General features: G+C 70.4%; 18 protein-coding genes and 2 tRNA genes. 12 read left to right on the top strand and 8 right to left on the bottom strand.

Annotated elements, in window-relative coordinates:
- Nucleotides 1–38: 38 nt before the first annotated feature.
- Entirely contained in the window at nt 39–1,202 is a 1,164-nt protein-coding gene (locus B072_RS44965) for a TOMM precursor leader peptide-binding protein (protein ID WP_018535139.1), read from the bottom strand.
- Nucleotides 1,203–1,411: 209 nt separating this feature from the next.
- Between B072_RS44965 and B072_RS0137560 the strand changes: the two genes are divergently transcribed.
- From B072_RS0137560 to B072_RS0137575, 4 genes are all read left to right on the top strand, one after another.
- Nucleotides 1,412–2,008: a M48 family metallopeptidase gene (locus B072_RS0137560; RefSeq protein ID WP_026246711.1), complete on the top strand. Its 597-nt coding sequence runs from the start codon at nt 1,412–1,414 to the stop codon at nt 2,006–2,008.
- Nucleotides 2,009–2,140: 132 nt separating this feature from the next.
- Nucleotides 2,141–3,796 carry a TerD family protein gene (locus B072_RS0137565; protein WP_018535141.1) on the top strand — a complete coding sequence of 552 codons (1,656 nt, stop codon included), beginning with the start codon at nt 2,141–2,143 and terminating at the stop codon, nt 3,794–3,796.
- Nucleotides 3,797–3,807: 11 nt separating this feature from the next.
- Nucleotides 3,808–4,488 carry an AIM24 family protein gene (locus B072_RS0137570; RefSeq protein ID WP_018535142.1) on the top strand — a complete coding sequence of 227 codons (681 nt, stop codon included), beginning with the start codon at nt 3,808–3,810 and terminating at the stop codon, nt 4,486–4,488.
- Between the two features lie 17 nt (nt 4,489–4,505).
- Nucleotides 4,506–5,261 (top strand): AIM24 family protein, encoded by a 756-nt coding sequence (locus tag B072_RS0137575; protein ID WP_018535143.1) that lies wholly within the window; start codon nt 4,506–4,508, stop codon nt 5,259–5,261.
- A gap of 92 nt (nt 5,262–5,353) precedes the next feature.
- Here the strand turns inward: B072_RS0137575 and B072_RS0137580 are convergent, their stop codons facing one another.
- Both B072_RS0137580 and B072_RS0137585 read right to left on the bottom strand, forming a co-directional pair.
- Nucleotides 5,354–5,878, bottom strand: a complete 525-nt coding sequence (locus B072_RS0137580; RefSeq protein ID WP_018535144.1) for an NUDIX hydrolase — start codon at nt 5,876–5,878, stop codon at nt 5,354–5,356.
- Nucleotides 5,875–7,326, bottom strand: coding sequence for a zinc-dependent metalloprotease (locus tag B072_RS0137585; protein ID WP_018535145.1), 1,452 nt, complete (start codon nt 7,324–7,326; stop codon nt 5,875–5,877). Before B072_RS0137585 ends, B072_RS0137580 begins: the two co-directional genes overlap by 4 nt.
- A 192-nt stretch (nt 7,327–7,518) precedes the next feature.
- Between B072_RS0137585 and B072_RS0137590 the strand changes: the two genes are divergently transcribed.
- From B072_RS0137590 to B072_RS0137605, 4 genes are all read left to right on the top strand, one after another.
- On the top strand, nt 7,519–8,631 hold the full coding sequence (locus B072_RS0137590) for an SDR family oxidoreductase (RefSeq protein ID WP_026246712.1): 1,113 nt from the start codon (nt 7,519–7,521) through the stop codon (nt 8,629–8,631).
- 110 nt (nt 8,632–8,741) lie between these two features.
- Nucleotides 8,742–9,206 carry a molybdenum cofactor biosynthesis protein MoaE gene (locus B072_RS0137595; RefSeq protein WP_018535147.1) on the top strand — a complete coding sequence of 155 codons (465 nt, stop codon included), beginning with the start codon at nt 8,742–8,744 and terminating at the stop codon, nt 9,204–9,206.
- Nucleotides 9,207–9,309: 103 nt separating this feature from the next.
- The gene (locus tag B072_RS48885) at nt 9,310–9,474 is read left to right on the top strand and encodes a hypothetical protein (RefSeq protein ID WP_018535148.1); all 165 of its coding nucleotides are present in this window, start codon (nt 9,310–9,312) and stop codon (nt 9,472–9,474) included.
- Nucleotides 9,475–9,549: 75 nt separating this feature from the next.
- Entirely contained in the window at nt 9,550–10,638 is a 1,089-nt protein-coding gene (locus tag B072_RS0137605) for a PDZ domain-containing protein (protein ID WP_018535149.1), read from the top strand.
- Nucleotides 10,639–10,747: 109 nt separating this feature from the next.
- Here the strand turns inward: B072_RS0137605 and B072_RS0137610 are convergent, their stop codons facing one another.
- On the bottom strand, nt 10,748–11,290 hold the full coding sequence (locus tag B072_RS0137610) for a PPA1309 family protein (RefSeq protein WP_018535150.1): 543 nt from the start codon (nt 11,288–11,290) through the stop codon (nt 10,748–10,750).
- 141 nt (nt 11,291–11,431) lie between these two features.
- Between B072_RS0137610 and B072_RS0137615 the strand changes: the two genes are divergently transcribed.
- The 4 genes from B072_RS0137615 to B072_RS0137630 all read left to right on the top strand — a co-directional run bounded on the left by B072_RS0137615 (nt 11,432) and on the right by B072_RS0137630 (nt 16,867).
- Nucleotides 11,432–14,365, top strand: coding sequence for a UPF0182 family protein (locus B072_RS0137615; RefSeq protein WP_078506719.1), 2,934 nt, complete (start codon nt 11,432–11,434; stop codon nt 14,363–14,365).
- Nucleotides 14,366–14,407: 42 nt separating this feature from the next.
- Nucleotides 14,408–14,481 (top strand) — tRNA-Met (locus tag B072_RS0137620).
- Nucleotides 14,482–14,762: 281 nt separating this feature from the next.
- Nucleotides 14,763–16,568: a tetratricopeptide repeat protein gene (locus tag B072_RS0137625; protein WP_078506720.1), complete on the top strand. Its 1,806-nt coding sequence runs from the start codon at nt 14,763–14,765 to the stop codon at nt 16,566–16,568.
- 225 nt (nt 16,569–16,793) lie between these two features.
- A tRNA-Met gene (locus B072_RS0137630) sits at nt 16,794–16,867 on the top strand.
- Between the two features lie 46 nt (nt 16,868–16,913).
- Here B072_RS0137630 and B072_RS0137635 read toward each other — a convergent pair.
- The 4 genes from B072_RS0137635 to B072_RS0137650 form a co-directional block, all read right to left on the bottom strand.
- The gene (locus B072_RS0137635) at nt 16,914–18,053 is read right to left on the bottom strand and encodes an ABC transporter substrate-binding protein (protein WP_018535153.1); all 1,140 of its coding nucleotides are present in this window, start codon (nt 18,051–18,053) and stop codon (nt 16,914–16,916) included.
- 34 nt (nt 18,054–18,087) lie between these two features.
- On the bottom strand, nt 18,088–18,957 hold the full coding sequence (locus tag B072_RS0137640) for an ABC transporter permease (RefSeq protein WP_018535154.1): 870 nt from the start codon (nt 18,955–18,957) through the stop codon (nt 18,088–18,090).
- Entirely contained in the window at nt 18,954–19,721 is a 768-nt protein-coding gene (locus B072_RS0137645) for an ABC transporter ATP-binding protein (RefSeq protein ID WP_018535155.1), read from the bottom strand. Before B072_RS0137645 ends, B072_RS0137640 begins: the two co-directional genes overlap by 4 nt.
- A 227-nt stretch (nt 19,722–19,948) precedes the next feature.
- A complete protein-coding gene (locus tag B072_RS0137650; RefSeq protein ID WP_026246714.1) occupies nt 19,949–20,371 on the bottom strand; it encodes a Fur family transcriptional regulator in 423 nt (140 codons plus the stop codon).
- Nucleotides 20,372–20,373: the final 2 nt, after the last annotated feature.

The following is a 20,373-nucleotide window of genomic DNA, read 5'->3' on the forward strand; positions in this document are numbered from 1 at the left end:
CGCGCATGTCCAGGCGTCGTGGCGCCGTCGGCCATTGCCTACCCCGCCATTGTGTCGTGCGGCTCTTCCTCCACGGGGGTCTCCTGCCCGTTACCTCCCTCACCCGCACCGCACGGGCACTCCGAATGCGGCCATACCGGCCGCGCGTGCCAGTCCAGCCCGGGCGCGGACGCCTCCCACCGCGCTCCGGTGCTCGACGGCAACTCGCCGTCCAGGAAGGCCAGCGCATGAGCTGCGGCAAGCCCCGCCACGGCGGTGGCGAGCGCCACGTCGCAGGCCTGCACCTGACGCGCGGTGCGGCCCGAACCCCACTGGGCCAGCAACCGCGGCCAGGTGGGGTCGCGATCGGTACGTCCGAGCAGCAGACAGTGCGCGCAGCCCGTGCCACCGGGCAGGACCAGAGGCCCCACCACTCCCGTGGCCTCGACCACACCCGCGTACAGATGAGGGATGCCCGCCGCCATCAGGTCCTCGACGGCGGACGGGTCGGGGGAGCGGACCGCGAGGCCGTCCCGCGGCGCGACGATCACCAGCGAGAGCGCGGGCTCACCCTGCTCAGGATCCGTCAGGCGCGAGGCCGACCTGCGGCGGTCCGGGCGCGGTGGCCGGAGCGGGGCCACGGCACGCACCACCCGCCGTGCCGACACCTCTCGGCGCTCGCCCACCGCCTCCGTCGGCTGGCCGCCGGGCGCCACGTCCCACGGCGCGACGCAGCCGCCGTCACGGACGTCGACGTGGCCGACGCCCGCCGCCGCGAGGACCGAGGCGATGACCGCACCCACCCGTCCGGCCCCGCGCACCTGTACCCGCATGGCGTGCCGCGCCGTCAATCTCTTCATGCCTTCGCCCGGCTCGGACGTGGTGACCGTCAGCGCGGCGTGGTCGGGGCGGAGCCGGTCCATCACCTCGGTGCGCCGACGCAGGGTGTCGGCGCCCGGGCCGCCGCCCGTCGCGTCGTCGAGCAGCCCCGCGTCGGCCAGCCGGTCGAGGAGCGCGTCCACATGGCCGTCGGGCAGACCCATCCGCCTGGCCTCGTCGCGCAACAGGGGCACGCCCCGTGTTCCGTCGAGCAGGGTCAGGAAGCTTCCCGTGGCCGTGTCGACCGGGCCGAGCACCACCGCGTGTGCCGGCGTCACGCCGAACTGGACCGTGTTCAGGTCGTGCCAGCCGCGCCGCAGCGCAGGCTTGAGGAGCGGATGCATGACTGTCCCCCGTGCTGTGTACCCGCCGATGGGGCGGGTGCCGTTCGCGTCGATCGAGGGCCAGCATGCCCGCCCGATCGGCGAGCGTGCCGACGGTTGTCCACAGGCGGTGGGTGATAGTCGTACCAATGGAACGACGGTGGCGCGGCAGCACACCGAAGAGTTCCGGAGGCGGGACTTCCGCCCTGTACAGCGGGTAACGTCGGGGCGTGCCCGCCGACCCACTGCACCGTGCCACGACCGCGCAGCGCAGCACGACGAAACCGCCGCCAGGCGGCCTTGGGGCGAGCGCGGTCGAGGTCCGCAGAAGCTCCCGGCGGCGCAGGACGGTCTCCGCCTACCGCGAGGGCGATCGCACCGTGGTCCTCATCCCGGCCCGGATGTCGGAGGCCGAGGAGAAGCGCTGGGTCGGTGTCATGCTCGACAAGCTCGCGGCGCAGGAGAGCAAGCGCGTCCTCGGGGACGCCGAGCTGGCCGAGCGCGCCGAGCAACTCTCCGAGCAGTACCTCGACGGCAAGGCCCGCCCCGCGTCCGTTCGCTGGGTCACGAACCAGAACACCCGATGGGGTTCCTGCACCCCCGCCGAGGGCAGCATCCGCCTCTCGCACCGCCTGCAGGGCATGCCCGAGTACGTCATCGACTACGTGCTGATCCACGAGCTCGCGCATCTGCTGGTGCCCGGTCACGGGCCGCGCTTCTGGCGGCTGCTGGAGGCGTATCCGCGTACCGAGCGGGCGCGTGGCTACCTCGAAGGTGTGGTGGCCGCGGACCGGCTGCCGCACCTGCCGGCCGCGCGCGGCGACTGACCGCGGGCCTGAGGCTCAGGGGACTTCCGGGACGGTTCTGTACCAGGGCTGTACCGACATGTCCCACTCCCGGGGTTTGCAGTTAGCCTGGCGCGACGCAATCACCATCGGGATGGGGGACGGTCGTTACGCATGGCCAGGGAATTCCAACGCGGCCACAAGGCCAAGATCAGTGACCTCACCGCGGGGACGGATCTGTACGTAGGCGTACAGATCACCGGTCCCGGGCTGACCTTCGACATCAGTTGCTTCGGCCTCGACGCCGAGGAACGGCTCTCCGACGACCGTTACTTCGTCTTCTTCAACCAGCCGAAGACCCCCGAGGAATCCGTCCAATTGCTGGGCGCACAGGCCGGTGACACCGAGTCCTTCCGTGTCACGCTCGACAAGATCCCCGCGAACATCCACAAGCTGTCGTTCACCGCGACCGTCGACGGCGCGGGACAGATGTCGCAGGTGGCCCCCGGTTACATCCGGATCGTCGCCGGTGGTGAGGAGGTCGTCCGGTACTCCTTCAACGGCAGCGAGTTCTCCACCGAACGTGCCGTGATGCTGGGCGACTTCTACCTGAAGGACGTCTGGCGTTTCGCGGCCGTCGGACAGGGCTTCGACGGTGGCCTGGACGCGCTGCTCAAGAACTTCGGCGGTGAGGTCGCCGAGGAGGAGCCCGCCGCCGCGCCGCAGCAGACCGCGAGTCCCGGATTCGCGCCGCCCGCACAGGCCTCGGCGCCGCCCGCCTTCGGTGCGCCCGCACCTTCCGCGCCCCCGCCGCCCCCCGCTCCCGCGCCGGCCCCGGCACCGCAGAACTTCGCGCCGCCGCAGAGCCCCACACCGCCGCCCGCACCCACCCCGGCCGCGCCTGCGATCCACGCGGCCCCGACCATCGCCGCGCCGCTGGCCACGCCGCCGGGCGCCGTGCCACCGCCGTCCGCCCCCAGCCCGTACGGGCAGCAGCAGCCGCAGCAGCCCCAGTTCGGGCAGGTCCCGGGCCAGGGCGGCGCGTCCCTGCCGCCCGGCTACGGCCAGCAGCCGCAGACGCCGCCCGCCCCGCAGGGCCACGGGCAGCCGCCCGCGGCCCCGTCCCCGTACGGCACGCCGCAAGGCGTCCCGCAGCAGGCGCCCGCGCCCGGCGTGACGGCCGCCCTGGAGAAGTACCGCGAGGCACCCACCGGGCAGCGCTGGACACCGCAGAACAAGAAGCTGATCCGCGTCGACCTCGGCGCCGGCGGCGATCAGGCCGTGCTCGCCCGGCAGGGCAGCATGGTGCTCTACCAGGGCAAGGTCGAATTCAGCTACAAGGGCGCCGGCTTCGCGGGCCGCATCGTGGGCAACGCCACCGGCCAGGAGATGCAGCTGATGCGCTGCACCGGCCGCGGCCAGGTGTTCTTCGCCGAAGAGGCCACCCACGTGCACCCCATCGAGCTCCAGGGCGACGCGCTCTGCGTCTCCTCCGAGAACGTGCTCGCCTTCGACGAGAGCCTCCAGTACGAGGTGCGCAGGATCGAGGGACACGGCATCCCGGGAGGTGCCCTGTTCGTGATGCAGTTCCAGGGCACGGGAACCGTCGTCGTGAAGACGCACGGCACCCCGGTCGTGCTGCCGGTGACGCCGACGACGTTCGCCGACTCCAACGCCGTCGTGGCCTGGTCCGCGGCCGCCCAGGCGATCGTCACCAGCCAGGTCCGCATGCGCCGCAACTCCTACCCGGGCCACAGCGGCGAAGGCGTGAACCTGCAGTTCCGGGGCGCACCCGGCAACTTCATCGTCGTCCAGCCGTACGAGGTCTGAGGGAGCCCGTCATGAACCAGCCACTCACGGGCTACGCCCCGACCCCGATCGCCGCCCGCATGGAGAACCACGGCAGCAACATGCTGAAGGTCGCCATGCAGACCGGTAACGACCTCTTCGCGCGCGTGGGCTCGATGGTCGCCTACGAAGGCTTCGTCCAGTACGAGCCCAACCCGCCCGCCGTACGCCAGATCGCACGCGACTGGATCACGGGCGAGGGCGCGCCGTTGATGAAGGCCTCCGGAGACGGCCTGCTGTACCTCGCCGACTACGGCGCGGATGTCGTCGTCATCAACCTCGGCGGCGACTCCATCTCCGTCAACGGCACCAACCTGCTCGCCTTCGACGCGCACCTCCAGTGGGGCGTCGAGCGCGTGAAGGGCCTCGCCAAGTTCGCGGGCCAGGGCCTGTGGAACATCACGATCAGCGGCCAGGGCTTCGTCGCCCTGACCTCGCGCGGCACCCCGATCGTCGTCGACTGCGGTCGCGGCGAGGACGAGACGTACGTGGACCCGGACGCGCTCATCGCCTGGTCGCCGAAGCTCAAGGTCAAGGGCAAGCGCAGCTTCCGGGCCGGCTCGCTCATCGGGCGCGGCAGCGGCGAGGCCTACCAGATGGGCTTCTCCGGCGAGGGCATCGTCGTCGTACAGCCCAGCGAGGACAGCACCGACCGTCTCCGAGCCCGGGGCTGAGGGGGGAACGAAACACCATGCAGAGCCCGCTTTTCGCATACGCCGAGCAGCAGTCCCAGGAGCGCTACACGGTGCAGAACCCGCAGATGCTGCGGGTCGTCCTGGAAGGCCACGACGACATCGTCGCCCGTAAGGGCGCGATGGTCGCCTATCAGGGGCTCGTCGAGTTCGACGGCGAGTACCAGACCTCCGGGCAGCGGCGCGCACGCGCCACCACCGGCGAGGGTCTCAGCCTGATGCGCTGCCACGGCCAGGGCGTCGTCTATCTCGCGAACCTCGCCCAGTACATCCACGTAGTGGATGTCGAGCAGGACGGTCTGACCGTCGACAGCAGCTACGTGCTGGCGATGGACTCCTCGCTGCACCATGAGGTCATCGCCGTGGACAGCCAGTTCGGCATCTCCGGCTCCGGCAAGTACCAGCTCAACATCACCGGCCGCGGCAAGGTCGCCCTGATGACGTCGGGCCAGCCGTTGATGATGCAGGTCACGCCCGACAAGTACGTCAACGCCGACGCGGACGCCATCGTCGCCTGGTCGACCAGGCTCCGGGTCCAGATGCAGGCCCAGACGCACTCCTCGGGCGTCTGGCGGCGTCGCGGCAACACCGGCGAGGGCTGGGAGCTCAGCTTCATGGGCAGCGGTTACGCGCTCGTCCAGCCCAGCGAGCTGCTGCCGCCGCAGAACGCGGCGATCGGCGGTGGCCTCGCCGCCCAGTACGGGATGGGGCAGCAGGGCGCCCGCGGCGCGAACCAGGGGAACGTCTGGAGCTAGCCGCTCACGGCAACAGGCAGAAGACAACGGGTAAGGGGCGGACACCATGGTGTCCGCCCCTTACCCGTACGTCCTCAAAGGCGCGTACGTCCTCAAAGGCGCGCCCGCGTCGCCTCCACCAGGCGGACCACTGACGCGTCGGCGACGTCAGCGACCTTGTCGTACGGGAACCAGCGCAGGTCCAGCGACTCGTCGCTGATCGCCTCCGTGGCGTCCGCCGGGGCGAGCGCCGCGTACTGCGTGTCCAGGTGCTGGGCGCACGGGCCGGGGATCGGGTGCCGGTCCAGACGCACCGGGCCCCCCGGCAGCAGCGTGAGGCCCGGGATGCCGGACTCCTCGGTCGCCTCGCGCAGCGCCGCGGCCGCCAGCGTCGCGTCGCCGGGCTCGCAGTGACCGCCCATCTGGAGCCACATCTGCAGCTTCTTGTGGAGCGTGAGCAGCACGCGCCCGCGCTCGGGGTCGATCACCAGGGCGCTCGCCGTCAGATGGCCCGCCGTGCAGGGCCTCCACAGGCCGGCGTCGCCGTGCGTGGCGAGATGGTCCAGGTAGGCCTGGCGCAGTTCCGGCTGGTCCTCGTAGCTCTTGAGCACGAGGACCGCGTCGTCGTACAGGCTCACTTGGTGTCGTCGTCCTCGCTGCCGTCATCGTCCTTGGACAGGTTCGGCTTCTCGCCGGTGCCGTCGGCGGCCTCGCCGAGCATCTTGTCGAGCTCGGAGAAGTCCAGCTGCTCGCGGTGCACGAAGCCGTCCGGGTCGTCCAGGTCGGACGCCGTCGGCAGCATGTCCGGGTGCGCCCACAGGCCGTCACGGCCGTCGACACCGCGCGCGTCCGTGAGCGAGGCCCACAGGCGCGAGGCGTCACGCAGGCGGCGCGGACGCAGCTCCAGGCCGATCAGGGTCGCGAACGTCTGCTCCGCCGGGCCGCCGGTCGCACGGCGGCGGCGCAGCGTCTCGCGCAGCGCGTCGGCGGACGACAGGCGCGGCTTCGCGGCCGCGTGGACCACCGCGTCGACCCAGCCCTCCACGAGCGCCAGAGCGGTCTCCAGGCGCGCCAGGGCGGCCTTCTGCTCCGGGGTGTCCTCCGGCTGGAACATGCCCTGCTGGAGAGCTTCCTGGATCTGCTCCGGATTCTGCGGGTCGAACTGGCCGACCACGTCCTCCAGCTTCGTGGTGTCGACCTTGATGCCGCGCGCGTATCCGTCGACCGCGCCGAACAGGTGCGACCGCAGCCACGGCACGTGCGCGAACAGCCGCTGGTGGGCGGCCTCGCGCAGCGCCAGGTAGAGGCGGACCTCCTCCTGCGGGACGCCGAGGTCCTTGCCGAACGCCTCGACGTTCAGCGGGAGCAGCGCGGCCTTGCCGGCCGGGGCCAGCGGCAGACCGACGTCCGTGGAGCCGACGACCTCGCCCGCGAGCACACCGAGCGCCTGCCCGATCTGCGAGCCGAACATGGCGCCGCCCATGGAGCGCATCATGCCGATCAGCGGGCCCGCCATGGCCTGCATCTCCTCGGGCAGCACGTCGCCCATGGCCAGGCCGACGCGCTCGGCGACCGGGTCGACGAGCTCCTTCCACGCGGGAAGGGTCGCCTCGACCCACTCGGCGCGGCTCCACGCCACGGCCGAGTGCGCGCCCGAAGGCAGCGACGTCGCGTCGTCCAGCCACAGGTCGGCCAGGCGTACGGCCTCCTCGACCGCGGTGCGGTCGGCGGAGCCCACGCTCGCGTCCTTCACGCCGTCCTGCGTGCCTTGGGAGACCGTCTGGCGGGCGATGTCCTTGGCCATGTCCCAGTTCACCGGGCCGCCCTCGTAGGAGAGCATCTGGCCGAGCTGCTGGAAGGCCGCCCCCAGATCGTTCGGATTCATCGATCCGAACATCGCCGCGAACGGGTTGTCCCCGCCCGCGCCGCCGGGGCCGCCCGCGCCTGGAAGGCCCGGGAAACCGCCGAATCCGAAGGGGTTGGCCGGTCCCTGACCGCCACCGCCCTGCTGGTCCTTCTTCTTGCCCTCGTCGCCGTCTTCCGGCTCCTCCGGCGGAAGGCCGAAACCGAATGGGGTGTCACTCACGGGATTCCTCGGCTGGTAAGGCCACCGGTTCTGCCCCGGTGGCGACTGCCCGACTACACACACCCAGCGTAGACACCGTGACGGGATAGGGCCTCGGTGCTTCGCCGACTCATGGCCTGCGGCAGGATGGATGCCTCCTGGTACGTACGCGTCATACACGTACGTATTGAAGACAACCGCTGGAGACGCCCGGTGAGTTCCCCAGATCCGCAGGTTCGCGCAGCGCGAAACCCCTCAACCAGTGCGGCCGTGCGCGGTCCCGTCGTCGCGGTCACCGGTGCCGCGTCCGGCATCGGAGCCCTGCTCACCGAGCGGCTCGCCGCCTCCGAAGCGATCAAGCAGGTGCTCGCCATCGACGAGCGGCGGGGCGAGTGCGCGTCCGCGACCTGGCACATCCTGGACGTGCGGGATCCGGCCATCGCCGAGAAGCTGCGGGGCGCGGACGTCGTCGTGCACCTCGCGCTCGACCTCGATCTGGAGTCCGACCCGGCGGCCCGCACCGCCTACAACGTGCGCGGCACCCAGACCGTGCTGACCGCCGCCGCGGCGGCCGGCGTGCACCGTGTCGTGCTCTGCACCTCGACGATGGTCTACGGGGCGCTCGCCGACAACGAGCTGCCGCTCTCCGAGGACGCGGAACTGCGCGCCACCGCGGAGGCGACCGGAGTCGGCGACCTCCTGGAGATCGAGCGACTCGCGCGCCGCGCGCCCCGGGCTCACCCCGGCCTCAACGTCACCGTGGTGCGTCCCGCGGTCCTCGTCGGCGGCACGGACACGGCCCTCACGCGCTACTTCGAGTCGCCGCGCCTCCTCGTGGTCGCCGGTTCGCGGCCCGCCTGGCAGTTCTGCCACGTGGAGGACCTGTGCAGCGCCCTCGAGTACGCGGTCCTGGAGAAGGTCGACGGAGAGCTCGCGGTCGGCTGCGACGGGTGGCTGGAACAGGAAGAGGTCGAGGAGCTCAGCGGGATCCGCCGCATGGAGCTGCCCTCGGCCGTCGCGCTCGGCGCCGCGGCGCGACTGCACCGGATCGGACTCACGCCGTCGCCCGCCGGGGACCTGGCCTACACGATGTACCCCTGGGTGGTCAGCGGGAGCAGGCTGCACGACGCCGGGTGGCGCCCGCAGTGGACCAACGAGGAGGTGCTCGCGGAGCTGCTGGAGGAGGTCGCGGGCCGGCGCACCGTGGCCGGGCGGCGGCTCGGGCGCAAGGACGCGACGGCCGCCGGTGCGGCGGGAGCGACGGTGGCCCTGCTGGGTACGGCCGCGGTGGTGCGGCGGGTCCGGAAGGCCCGGCGGCGCATCTGAGGCCTGGACCGCGCCCACCCGTTCCGCCGTGCGGAACGCCTGCCCGTAGCCGGTCACCCTGTAGGAAAGAGCAATTCCACGTTGTCGGTGGCGTGCGGCACCATGAGGACATGGTACCCACCCAGCACGATCACCCCGGCGAGCGAGCGGCGCAGGATCCCATCAAGCTGCTCGCCATTCGAGAGACTCCGCTCTCCGTCGACGAGGTCTTCACGGCCGTCGGCGACGACGCGGCGGGCGGCACCGCGCTCTTCGTGGGGACCGTGCGCAATCACGACGGCGGGGCCGACGTGGACCTGCTCGGGTACTCGTGCCACCCGACCGCGGAGGCCGAGATGCGGCGCGTCGCGGAGAAGGTCGTCGCCGAGTACCCGGTGCGCGCGCTCGCGGCCGTCCACCGCGTCGGTGATCTGACGGTCGGTGATCTCGCCGTCGTCGTCGCCGTGTCCTGCCCGCACCGCGGCGAGGCCTTCGAGGCGTGCCGCAAGCTCATCGACGACCTGAAGCACGAAGTGCCCATCTGGAAGCACCAGAAGTTCTCCGATGGGACAGAAGAGTGGGTCGGAGCCTGCTGAGGTTCCGGTTGCGTAACCGCACCCCTGCGGCGAGCGTTGACAGTGCGGATGGTTAATCTGCTGATCAGTCAGTTGCGGTCGCACATGGGGTCGGGAGGTCGGCATGGCAGCACTCACGTGGCTGTTCATTCCGGTTGTCGCTGCGGTCGGCGCCGGGTTCTGGGGCGTCTGGGCCGGGCGCAACCGCCACAAGACCGGTGACGTGACCGAACTCAGCGGCTACGAACGCTTCCGTGAGGCGATGGAGAAGTCGCACTCCGGTACGTGAGGGCCGCGTGAGGGGTGGGGCCATACGGACCGGCCCCACAGGTGCACTGACAGACGCGTCCCGTACTGTCGTTCCATGCCACGCCGCACCGCGACGATGCTCGCCTCGACCCTCATGTTGATCGCGCTGCTCTGCGCCGGGGTGCTCATCAAAGTGCCCTACGCGGAGATGTCCCCGGGCCCGACGGTGAACACCCTCGCGGACCACGGCGGTGAACCCGTGATCCAGATCTCCGGACACAAGACGTACGACACGTCGGGGCACCTCAACATGACGACGGTTCGGGTCACCAGCGCCGACTTCAACATGAACCTGGTGTCCGCGGTCTACGGATGGCTCGCCCACGACAGCATCGTGGTGCCGCACGACACGCTCTACCCGGACGGCCAGACCGAGGAGCAGTCCTCGCAGGAGAACGCCGAGGAGTTCAGCCAGTCCCAGGAGAGCGCCAAGGTCGCCGCCCTGAACGAGCTGGACATCCCCGTGAAGTCCTGGGTGATCGTCTCCACCGTCGTCAAGGACAGCCCCGCCGAGGGCAAGCTGCACGCCGGTGACGTCATCAAGGCAGTCGACGGCAAGAAGGTCACCAAGCCCACCGACGTCGCGAAGCTCGTCACCGAGCACAAGCCCGGCGAGAACGTGGTCTTCACCGTCGTGCCCGTCAAGGAGGCCGCCGCCGCCGAGAAGGAGGGCAAGCAGGCCACCGGTACGGAGAACGTGACGATCAGGACGGACAAGGCCGATGACGGCCGGGCGATCGTCGGCATCCAGGCAGGGACCGACCACACCTTCCCGTTCCAGATCGACATCAAGCTCGCCGACGTCGGCGGCCCCAGCGCCGGCCTGATGTTCTCCCTCGGCATCGTCGACAAGCTCACGCCCACCGACCTGACCGGCGGCAAGTTCGTGGCCGGCACCGGCACCATCGACGACGACGGCAAGGTCGGCCCGATCGGCGGCATCGGGATGAAGCTCGTCGGCGCGCGCGACAAGGGCGCGGAGTACTTCCTGACGCCGAAGGACAACTGCGCGACCGCGGCCAAGGACACCCCGGACGGGCTCACGCTCATCAAGGTGAACACCCTGGACGACGCCATGGACGCCATGAAGGACATCCGCAGCGGCGACACCGCCGCTCTGCCGAAGTGCACCACCAAGAGCTGAGACCGGGCTGCGCACAGCCGGTGTTTGCATCTGCAGGCTCTACGTGGAGGGGCGCCGCGGGATTTTCCCGCGGCGCCCCTCTACGTGGACGGAGAAAGCCTCGTACGGCTCACTCGGCGAAGGTCGCCGCCAGCGCATCGGCGAGGCCCGGGACCAGGTCCGACCCCGTGAGGACCTCGGTGGGCGAGTCCTTCTCGCGCAGCCGCAGCGCCGAGTCACGGGTGCCGTCGCGCAGCACCGCGACCGTCATCCGGACCTCCTGGCGGTCCGGGTGCTCGGCGACCCACTGCGTGAGCTTCTTGCCGCTGAGGCCCTCGGGGACGGTCGCCTCCGCGGACGGCGGCAGCATGAGGCGCTCCACCGTCAGCGCGCAGCCCGCGACGGCGTCGGGCCAGGCGATGGTGCCGAGGAACTCGTCCAGCGGCTTGGAGGCGGGAACCTCGTCCTGAAGGATCGGGGTGAAGCCGGTGACCTCGCCCTCGCTCTCCAGGCCGAGCTGGGCGGCGAGAGCGGGTTCCTGCACGCGGAGCGCGGCGGTGTCGACGAGGGCGAACAGGCGGGCGGGCTGGTCCCAGCCCATCCCGGAGGCGTACTCGTCGATCTCGAGAACGGAGCGGGTGAGGGGGCTTGCTGCCATGGGGGTGTTGGACATGGTCACAATCCTGCCTCGTTCCTCCCCCGAACCGGGAACTGAGTAAAGCCTGAGTAAGTTGCATAGGTGAGGGGTCCGCGATCTCGGGGGCCTGAACAGATCGATTACCGAACTTTCGAGGTGCGCACCTTGGCTTTCCAGATGCCGGACCGGGGCGGGGGCCCGACGGGGCCGCGGATCAGAGTGGGACGCCCCTCCCGGCGTGCCCGGACGCTGCTGTTGACGCTGGGCGTCCTGGCCGTGCTCGGCATGGCCTTCGTCATGTTCGCCGGGTTCTGGACGGACTGGCTCTGGTACCGCTCGGTCAACTACTCGTCCGTGTTCACGACGACGCTCTGGACGAAGATCGGACTCTTCTTCGTCTTCGGTCTGCTCATGGCGCTCGCCGTGGGCGTGAACATCTGGCTGGCGCACCGGCTGCGTCCGCCGCTGAGCGCCATGTCGACGGAACAGCAGAGCCTCGACCGCTACCGGATGGGCATCGCGCCCTTCAAGAAGTGGCTGCTGCTCGGGATCACCGCCCTCGTGGGTCTGATCGCGGGAGCCTCGGCCGCGAGCCAGTGGCGCACATGGCTGATGTTCGTGAACGGGGTGCCGTTCAACCAGAAGGACCCGCAGTTCCACCTGGACGTGTCCTTCTACGCGTTCGACCTGCCGTGGTACCGCTTCCTGCTGGGCTTCGGCTTCGCGGCCGCCGTCATCGGCCTGGTCGCCGCAGCGCTGACGCACTACCTGTACGGCGGGCTGCGCATCACCAGCCCGGGCGCGCGCGCCACGGCGGCCGCGACGGGTCACCTCTCCGTCCTCCTGGGCGTCTTCGTCACCCTGAAGGCCGTGGCGTACTGGCTCGACCGGTACGGGCTCGCGGTGAAGTCGAGCGACTTCAAGGCGACGGACAACTGGACGGGCCTCAGGTACGTCGACGCGAACGCCTATCTGCCCGCCAAGACGATCCTCTTCTGCATCGCCGCCATCTGCGCGGTGCTGTTCTTCGCGACCCTGTGGCGGCGCACCTGGCAGCTGCCGGTCATCGGCTTCGGCCTGATGGTGCTCTCGGCGATCCTGATCGGCGGCCTGTACCCGGCCATCGTGCAGAAGTTCCAGGTGCAGCCGAACGAGCAGTCCAAGGAAGCGCCGTACATCCAGAAGAACATCGAGGCGACGCGCAAGGCGTACAGCATCGACAAGTCGGCGGTCGCGGACTACAGCGGTGAGGGGTCCGACGAGGACACCAAGAAGCAGCGCACGGAGGCCGACTCGGCGGCCAGCTACCGCCTGAACGACCCGAACATCGTCTCGCCGACCTTCCAGCAGCTCGAGCAGCAGCGGAAGTACTACCAGTTCCCGACGACCCTGGACGTGGACCGGTACAAGGGCCAGGACACCGTCGTGGGTCTGCGCGAGCTGAACCTGAGCAAGCTCGACAAGCGCAACTGGATCAACGACCACTTCGTCTACACGCACGGCTACGGAGCCGTGACGGCGAAGGGCACCTCGACGTCCCAGGGCGCCCCCCAGTTCACCGAGTCGGGTCTGCCGACCGGCGGTGACCTCGGGAACTACAACCAGCGCATCTACTACGGCGAGAAGACGACGCAGTACTCGATCGTCGGCGGGCCGCAGAAGGAGCTGGACTACGAGCAGGAAGACGGCACGCAGAAGACCACGAGCTACGAGGGCGACAGCGGCGTCAACCTGTCGAACCCGATCAACAGGGCCGCGTACGCGGTGTCCTTCAGCGAGCCGCAGATCCTCTACTCGGGAGCCATCGGCGAGGGCTCGCGGATCCTGTACAACCGCACCCCGAAGGAGCGCGTCGAGGCCGTCGCCCCGTGGCTGACCATCGACGGTGACGCGTACCCGACCGTCGTCGACGGAAAGATCAAGTGGGTCGTCGACGCCTACACGACGTCGAACGGCTACCCGTACGCGTCCCGCACGACGCTCGGCGACACCACTGCCGACTCCCTCAACGAGGGCGACAGCCAGCGCTCCGTGGTGGCCCAGCAGAACCAGGTCAACTACATCCGTAATTCGGTGAAGGCGACCGTCGACGCGTACACGGGCGAGGTCAAGCTCTACACGTGGGACGACAGCGACCCGGTTCTGAAGACCTGGAAGCGGGCGTTCCCCGGCACGGTCCAGCCCAAGAGCGCGATCCCGGCCGACCTGAAGGAGCACCTGCGCTACCCGCAGGACATGTTCAAGGTCCAGCGCGAGCTGCTGAGCCTGTACCACGTCACGGACTCGGACCAGTTCTACAACGCGTCCGACGCCTGGCAGGTCCCGAACGACCCGACCAAGAAGGACAACAGCGCGGTCCCGCCGTACTACCTGTCCATGAAGATGCCGGGCCAGACCAGCCAGCAGTTCTCGCTGACGACGACGTTCACCCCGAGCGGCAGGCCCAACCTGCGTGCCTTCATGGCGGTGGACGCCGACGCGACCAGTAAGGACTACGGCGCCATAAAGCTGCTCAGAGTCACCGAGGACAAGGTCCAGGGACCCGAGCAGGTGCAGAACAAGCTCAACTCCTGGGATCCGGTGGCGAACTGGGTGCGCGACATGAAGGGCGCCGACTCGACGGTCCTGTACGGCAATCTGCTGACAGTGCCGCTCGACAAGGGCTTCCTCTACGTCGAGCCGATCTACGCACAGGGGCGCAACTCCGAGTACCCGCTGATGCGCAAGGTCGCGGTCGCGTACGGCGACAGAATGGGCTTCGCGAACTCCTTGTCGGACGCGTTGAACGACGCCTTCGACGTGGACGGGGGCTCGGCCACGGAGCCGGAGAAGCCGGGTGGGGGCGACACGACCACCCCGGCCGACTCCACGGTCAAGGAAGCGCTCGCCGACGCCGAGAAGGCCTTCGAGGACGGCCAGAAGGCCATCAAGGAAGGCGACTGGGCGGCCTACGGAGAGGCCCAGGACAAGCTGCAGGACGCCCTCGACCGTGCCGAGAAGGCGCAGGCCGAGGCCGACAAGAAGGCCGGGCAGGACGCCGACAAGAGCGGCGACGGCAAGGCCGGCAGCGGTGACAAGAAGGGCGACAAGGAGGCGTCGGCCGGCAGCTGAGCAGGACACACCTCGCGCCGTGGTACGGTTTGGACACAACGGCGCGGGGTGGAGCAGCTCGGTAGCTCGCTGGGCTCATAACCCAGAGGTCGCAGGTTCAAATCCTGTCCCCGCTACTGATGATCGAAGGCTCGGAAGCTAAGGCTTCCGGGCCTTCGGTGCGTCAGAGCCCCGGATGTCACGAGCCACTGGCATGTGCGACGCGTGCCGGGTGCGTACCAGGGCTGTATCAGGTGCGTGCCATGTACGTCCCACGTATGTGCGAACCATGCTTCGCCCGGGGAGAGTTGGGGAATCTGTGTTTCACTTGTCTCCCTGTGGGCATGTCGACAAAACGCTGAAGTGACCTCACTGGCTGCGGTATACGAGGTGTACCCAGGTTGCAGGTGGTGCGACGATGGACGTTATGGGGGACAAGGCAACTCTGTTGGAGACAGGGCGGTTTGTGCAGCCGACAGATCGGGACGAACCCGGCGAGGTTGTGGAAGAAGCACGCCAGCGGCTGGCCGCGGAGGCCGGCGACGTCGAGGCGATGAGCGTCCTCGGCGCCATGCTGCTGCGCCGCGGTGATCTCGACGGAGCCGAGCCTCTGCTGCGTAACGCCACGGGCGCGGGCGACCGGGCCGCCGCCAACAACCTGGGTGTCCTGCTCCACCAGCGCGGCTATGCGGAGGAGGCCGCGGGATGGTGGCGGATCGCCGCGGTCGCCGGTTCCGCGCCCGCCGCCCACGCCCTGGGCCGCTACCACCGCGAGCGCGGGGACGAGCCCGCCGCCGAGTACTGGCTGCGCCAGTCCGCCGAGCAGGGCCACACGCTCGGTGCGTACGCCCTCGCCGATCTGCTCGAACACCGCAGCGATGTGGGTGCCGAGCGCTGGATGCGGGTCGCCGCCGAGCGCGGCCACCGGGAGGCCGCCTACCGGCTCGCTCGGGCGCTCGACCGCAAGGGCGGCACCGATGTGCTCGTCGCCGGCGACACCAGGAACCCCGCCGAGGAGGCCGAGCAGTGGTACCGGCAGTCCGCCGCGCGCGGGCACCGCAGGGCCGCGCTGCACCTCGGCGCGATCCTGGAGAAGCGCGGCGACCTGAAAGAGGCCGGCCGTTGGTACCTGACGTCCGCCAAGGACGGCGAGCCGCGCGCCGCGTGCGCCCTCGCGTTCCTGCTGCGTGACGCGGGCGACGAGGAGAGCGCCGCCGTGTGGTGGCTGCGCGCCGCCCAGGACGGCGACGGGAACGCGGCGAACGCGCTGGGCGCGCTGCATGCCCGGCGCGGGGAGACGCAGACCGCCGAGCGCTGGTACCGGGCCGCCATGGACGCGGGCGACAACAACGGCGCGTACAACCTGGGCCTGCTGTGCGCCGAGCAGAAGCGCACCGCGCAGGCCGAGGGCTGGTACCGGCGGGCCGCGTACGCCGGGCACCGCGAGGCGGCCAACGCGCTCGCCGTGCTGCTCCTGCAGAACGAGGACGCGGTCGGCGCCGAGCCCTGGTTCTCCAAGGCGGCCGAGGCCGGCAGCGTCGACGCCGCCTTCAATCTGGGGATCCTCTACGCGGGTCGCGAGGAGGAGGCCGCCGCCCAGAAGGCGCTCCAGTGGTACGAGCGGGCCGCGTCCGGCGGGCACACCGAGGCCGCCCTGCAGGCCGGTATCGCGCGGCTGCGCGAGGGCGACGAGCAGAGCGCCGAGCGGCATCTGCGGTGTGCGGCCGGTGGCGGCAGCCCCGAGGCCGCGTACCGACTGGCGTCCCTGCTCGACGTGCGGACGCCGCCCGCGCCCCGGCACGAGCTGGGGGAGCCGGTGACGGCGAAGACCGAGTGTGAGGAGTGGTACGAGCGCGCTGCCGAGCACGGGCACCGGCGGGCCCAGGTGCGGGTCGGGATGCTCGCCGCCGCGCGCGGTGACGTCGTCGAGGCCGCGCGGTGGTACCGGGCGGCGGCCGAGGCCGGGTCGCGGAACGGGGCGTTCAATCTCGGGCTGCTGCTCGCCCGGGAGGGGAGTGAGCCGGAGGCCGCGCTGTGGTGGACGCGGGCGGCCGATGCGGGGCACGGGCGGGCGGCGCTTCGGCTCGCCCTGCTGTGCGCGCGGCGCGGGGATCTTGCCGAGGGGCAGAAGTGGGCTTCTCGGGCCGTGGAGCTCGGTCCTGCGGAGGTCGCGGAGCGGGCCGGGCGGTTGCGGGACGCTTTGCGGCAGGAGCTTTCGGCGTAGCGGGGCCGTGGCGGGCCTGCCGGGCTGTAGCGGTCCCGGCCGGACTGTGGTGCGAGCCGGATGAGCGCTCGCCCCGCGCCGGGGTGCCGCCTTGCCCACCCTGCCGCCCTTGGCGGCAGATTGCCCAAGGCGGCGGCCAGTCTCGGCGGATTACCCAAGGCGTTCCAAGGGTGGGGCAGTGAATTTGCGCTGGTCGGGGGCTTGCCGTAGAGTTGTGTTCATCGCCGCGGGGTGGAGCAGCTCGGTAGCTCGCTGGGCTCATAACCCAGAGGTCGCAGGTTCAAATCCTGTCCCCGCTACTGATGACTCAGGCCCGGAACCTAAGGTTCCGGGCCTGAGTGTTTTTCAGGGTCGGTGGCCCACCGCCTCCTCGTACAGCTTCCTGTCCACCGTCTTCGACTCCGGCAACGGCTCGCCCTTCGAGACGCCCGCCGCTTTGTACGCCTCCTGCAGCCGGTCCGTGGTGCCGGAGCGGATCTCCCAGTCCATGCGCAGGGACGGGGTCGACTCCAGGACCGCCTTGTCGGTCTTGAGGAGCGAGGCGAGTTCCGTGACGAAGGCCGGGTCCTTCTTGTAGTCGCCCGCGAAGTACGTGTTGACCGTGCGGATGTACGCGCGCAGGAACGCGACGCCGGCGTCCGGGTCCTCGGAGAGCAGGTTCGGGCCGAACAGGAGGCCGCCGAGCGGTTCGCCCTGCGGCTGGCCGCCGAGGAACGCGTAGCGCTTGTCGCCGTCGACCTTGCGCCAGACCGGGTCGAGCAGCCAGGCCGAGTCGACACCGCCGTTCTGCAGGGCGGTCAGTACGTCGGCCGAGCCGAGCTGCTGGAACTGGATCTTGTCGAGGCCGCCGCCGTGCTCCTCGAGCGCGGTGTTCATGGGGTACGAGATGACCGAGCCCTTGCCGATCATCGTGCCCATCTTGCGTCCGGCCATCTTCACGTGGGACGCGCTCTGGCCGTCCTTCAGGTGGACCCAGAGGCCGGACTTGGACTTCGGGTCGGGGGAGAAGTTCCCGGCGACCCACTTGATGTCGAAGCCGCCGAGGATGCCGTTCATGACGGCGGCCTCGGGGGCGGCCCACTGCGCGTCGATGTCGCCCTTGGCGAGGAGGGGGAGGGCGTCGGGGGTGGGGAGGACCTTGAGGGTGACGTCCAGGCCCTCCTTCTTGAACTCGCCCTTTTTGACGGCCATTTCGAGCGGGGCCACGTACTCGGCGCTGAGCGTGCCCGTCGCGATCGTCAGCTTGCGGGTCTTGCCGAGCTCGACGGGGGCCGGGGCGCCGGACGAGCAGCGGGCGGGCTTGCGGTCGGGGGCCCGGTCCGCGGGATCGGTCCAGCTGCCCTTGCCGCAGCCGTCGACCGGTTTGATCGTGCGGGGCTTCGCGGCGGCGCCGGACGACGAGGTGTCGTTCTTGGCGCAGGCCGCCGTACCGAGCAGCAGGGCGCCGGTCGCGAGCAGGGCCGTACCGATGGTTCTGGTGCGCATGGGACCTCCGTACAAGGACGCGATGAGAGAGAAGTCAGGACTGGCCTCGGCCGCGGTCGCGCGGGGCCCATGGGGTGAGGAACCGGCCCGCCAGGCGCACCAGTTCGGAGAAGACGACGCCGAGCACGGCCACGCAGACGATGCCGACGAACATCACGTCGTTCTGGAAGAGCGCGCGGGCGTCGAAGATGAGGTGGCCGAGGCCGTTCGTCGCGGCGATCTGTTCCGAGGCGACGATGACGAGGACGGCCACGCCCGCCGCGATGCGGGCGCCGACGAGGACGGCGGGCAGCGAGGCCGGCAGCAGGACATGGCGGAACATCTGCCACGGCGACGCTCCGAAAACCTGTCCCGCGTCTCTGTGCCCGGCGGGAACCGAGACCACCGCCGCCATCGTTGAGATCCACACGAAGAAGAAGACGGTCGCCGCGACGAGTGCGACCTGAGGGCCTTCGCCGAGGCCGAACATGTTGAGGAAGACGGGGAGGAGAGCGAGCTTGGGTACGACGTACAGGGCGTCGAGCAAGGGCTCGAGTGCCGCTCGGACCAAGGGGATCGAGCCCATGAGCAGACCCAGCAGATAGCCCGTCACCGTACCGATCGCATAGCCCGCGAGGACCCGCTTGAGGGTGGCCCACACGTCCGGCCACAGCTCCCCGTCGGCGGCCCTGTCCCAGCCGTCGGCGAGGATCGTGGACGGAGCCGGGTAGACGCGCTCGTCGATCCAGGACTGCGCCGCGGCCAGCTGCCAGAGCAGGACCAGGGCGAGCGGGACCGCGATCGCCAGGGAGAGTTCCAGGGCGCGGCGCCTGCGGCGGGTGCGCGTGGGGTGGAGTTCCCGCGGTCCCGGGGCGCGGACCAGGAGATCGCCGGCGGCCGTCTTGGCAGGGGTGGACGTGGTCATGCGGGGATCGCCTCCTGGTGCACCTCGCCGCGCAGCAGGTCCCACAACTCGCCCTTGAGTGCGTTGAATTCGGGGGTGGAGCGGATGCCTCCCGTGCGGGGGCGGGGGAACGGCGGGCGGCGTTCGGCGATGACCCGGCCGGGGCGGGCCGACATCACCAGGACGCGGTCGCCGAGGACGATCGCCTCCTCCAGGCTGTGGGTGATGAAGAGCGTGGTGGTGTGCGTGGACTGGGTCAGGGCCAGGAGTTCGTCCTGGAGGATCGTGCGGAGCTGGGCGTCGAGCGCGGCGAAGGGTTCGTCCATGAGGAGGATCTCGGGCTCGACCGCCAGCGCCCGTGCGATGGCCACGCGCTGGCGCATGCCGCCGGAGAGCGCGGAGGGGTACGCGTCGGCGAAGTCGGCGAGGCCCATGCGGGTGAGCCAGTCGCGGGCCCGGGTGTTCGCCTCCTTGCGCGGCACCTTCTGGATGTCGAGGCCGAAGCGGACGTTGGCCAGGACCGTCTTCCAGTCGTGGATGCCGTAGTCCTGGAAGATCATCGCGGCCGGGCGGGGGCTGCTCGTACGGATCTCCAGGGTGCCGGTGGAGGGGCGGGTCAGGCCCGCGGCTATGCGCAGGAGCGTGGATTTGCCGCAGCCGGACGGTCCCACGACGCAGACGAACTCGCCGGGGGTGACCGTGAGGTCCAGGGGGCCGAGCGCGTGGGTGGTACCGAAGGTGCGGGTGAGGTCGTGTGCCTGGAGCTTGGGAGGTTCTGGGTGCACGGGGCCCTCCGGGGTGCGGGATGTGTGGTGGGCGCCCGCGAGAATATGACGGGGCGTCAGATTCCGGAAGGGGTGGGGGTGCCGGGGTTCGCGGCCGGGTGCGGGCCGGTGGGGGCTGATCGCGCAGTTCCCCGCGTCCCTGAGGCATGCGGCTGCGCCGCTGCCTCCCCGCGCGACAAAACCGGCCCGCACCTATCGGTGCGGGCCGGTCCTGGAGTAGTACGGAACTACGCCGTCGCGCGGGTGCAGTTCGGGCAGAGGCCCCGGTACGTGACCTCCACGTCGGAGATCGTGAAGCCGAAGCGCTCCGAATCGGGGAGGCTCGTCAGCGGGTTGCCCGTGGGGTGGACGTCGCGGATCTGGCCGCACTGGGCGCAGACCAGGTGCTGGTGCGGGCGGTGCGCGTTCGGGTCGTAGCGCTTCGCGCGCTTGTCCGTGGCGACCTCGATGACCTCGCCGAGCGACACCATCTCACCCAGGGTGTTGTAGACCGTGGCCCGCGAGATCTCGGGCAGCTTCGCGACCGCGCGCGAGTGGACCTCGTCGGCCGTCAGGTGGACGTGGTCCCCGTCGAGGACCTCGGCCACGACACGGCGCTGCGCGGTCATCCGCCAGCCGCGTCCGCGCAGTCGTTCCAACAGGTCACTCATAA

The organism is Streptomyces sp. HmicA12 (assembly GCF_000373565.1).
Lineage (GTDB): Bacteria > Actinomycetota > Actinomycetes > Streptomycetales > Streptomycetaceae > Streptomyces.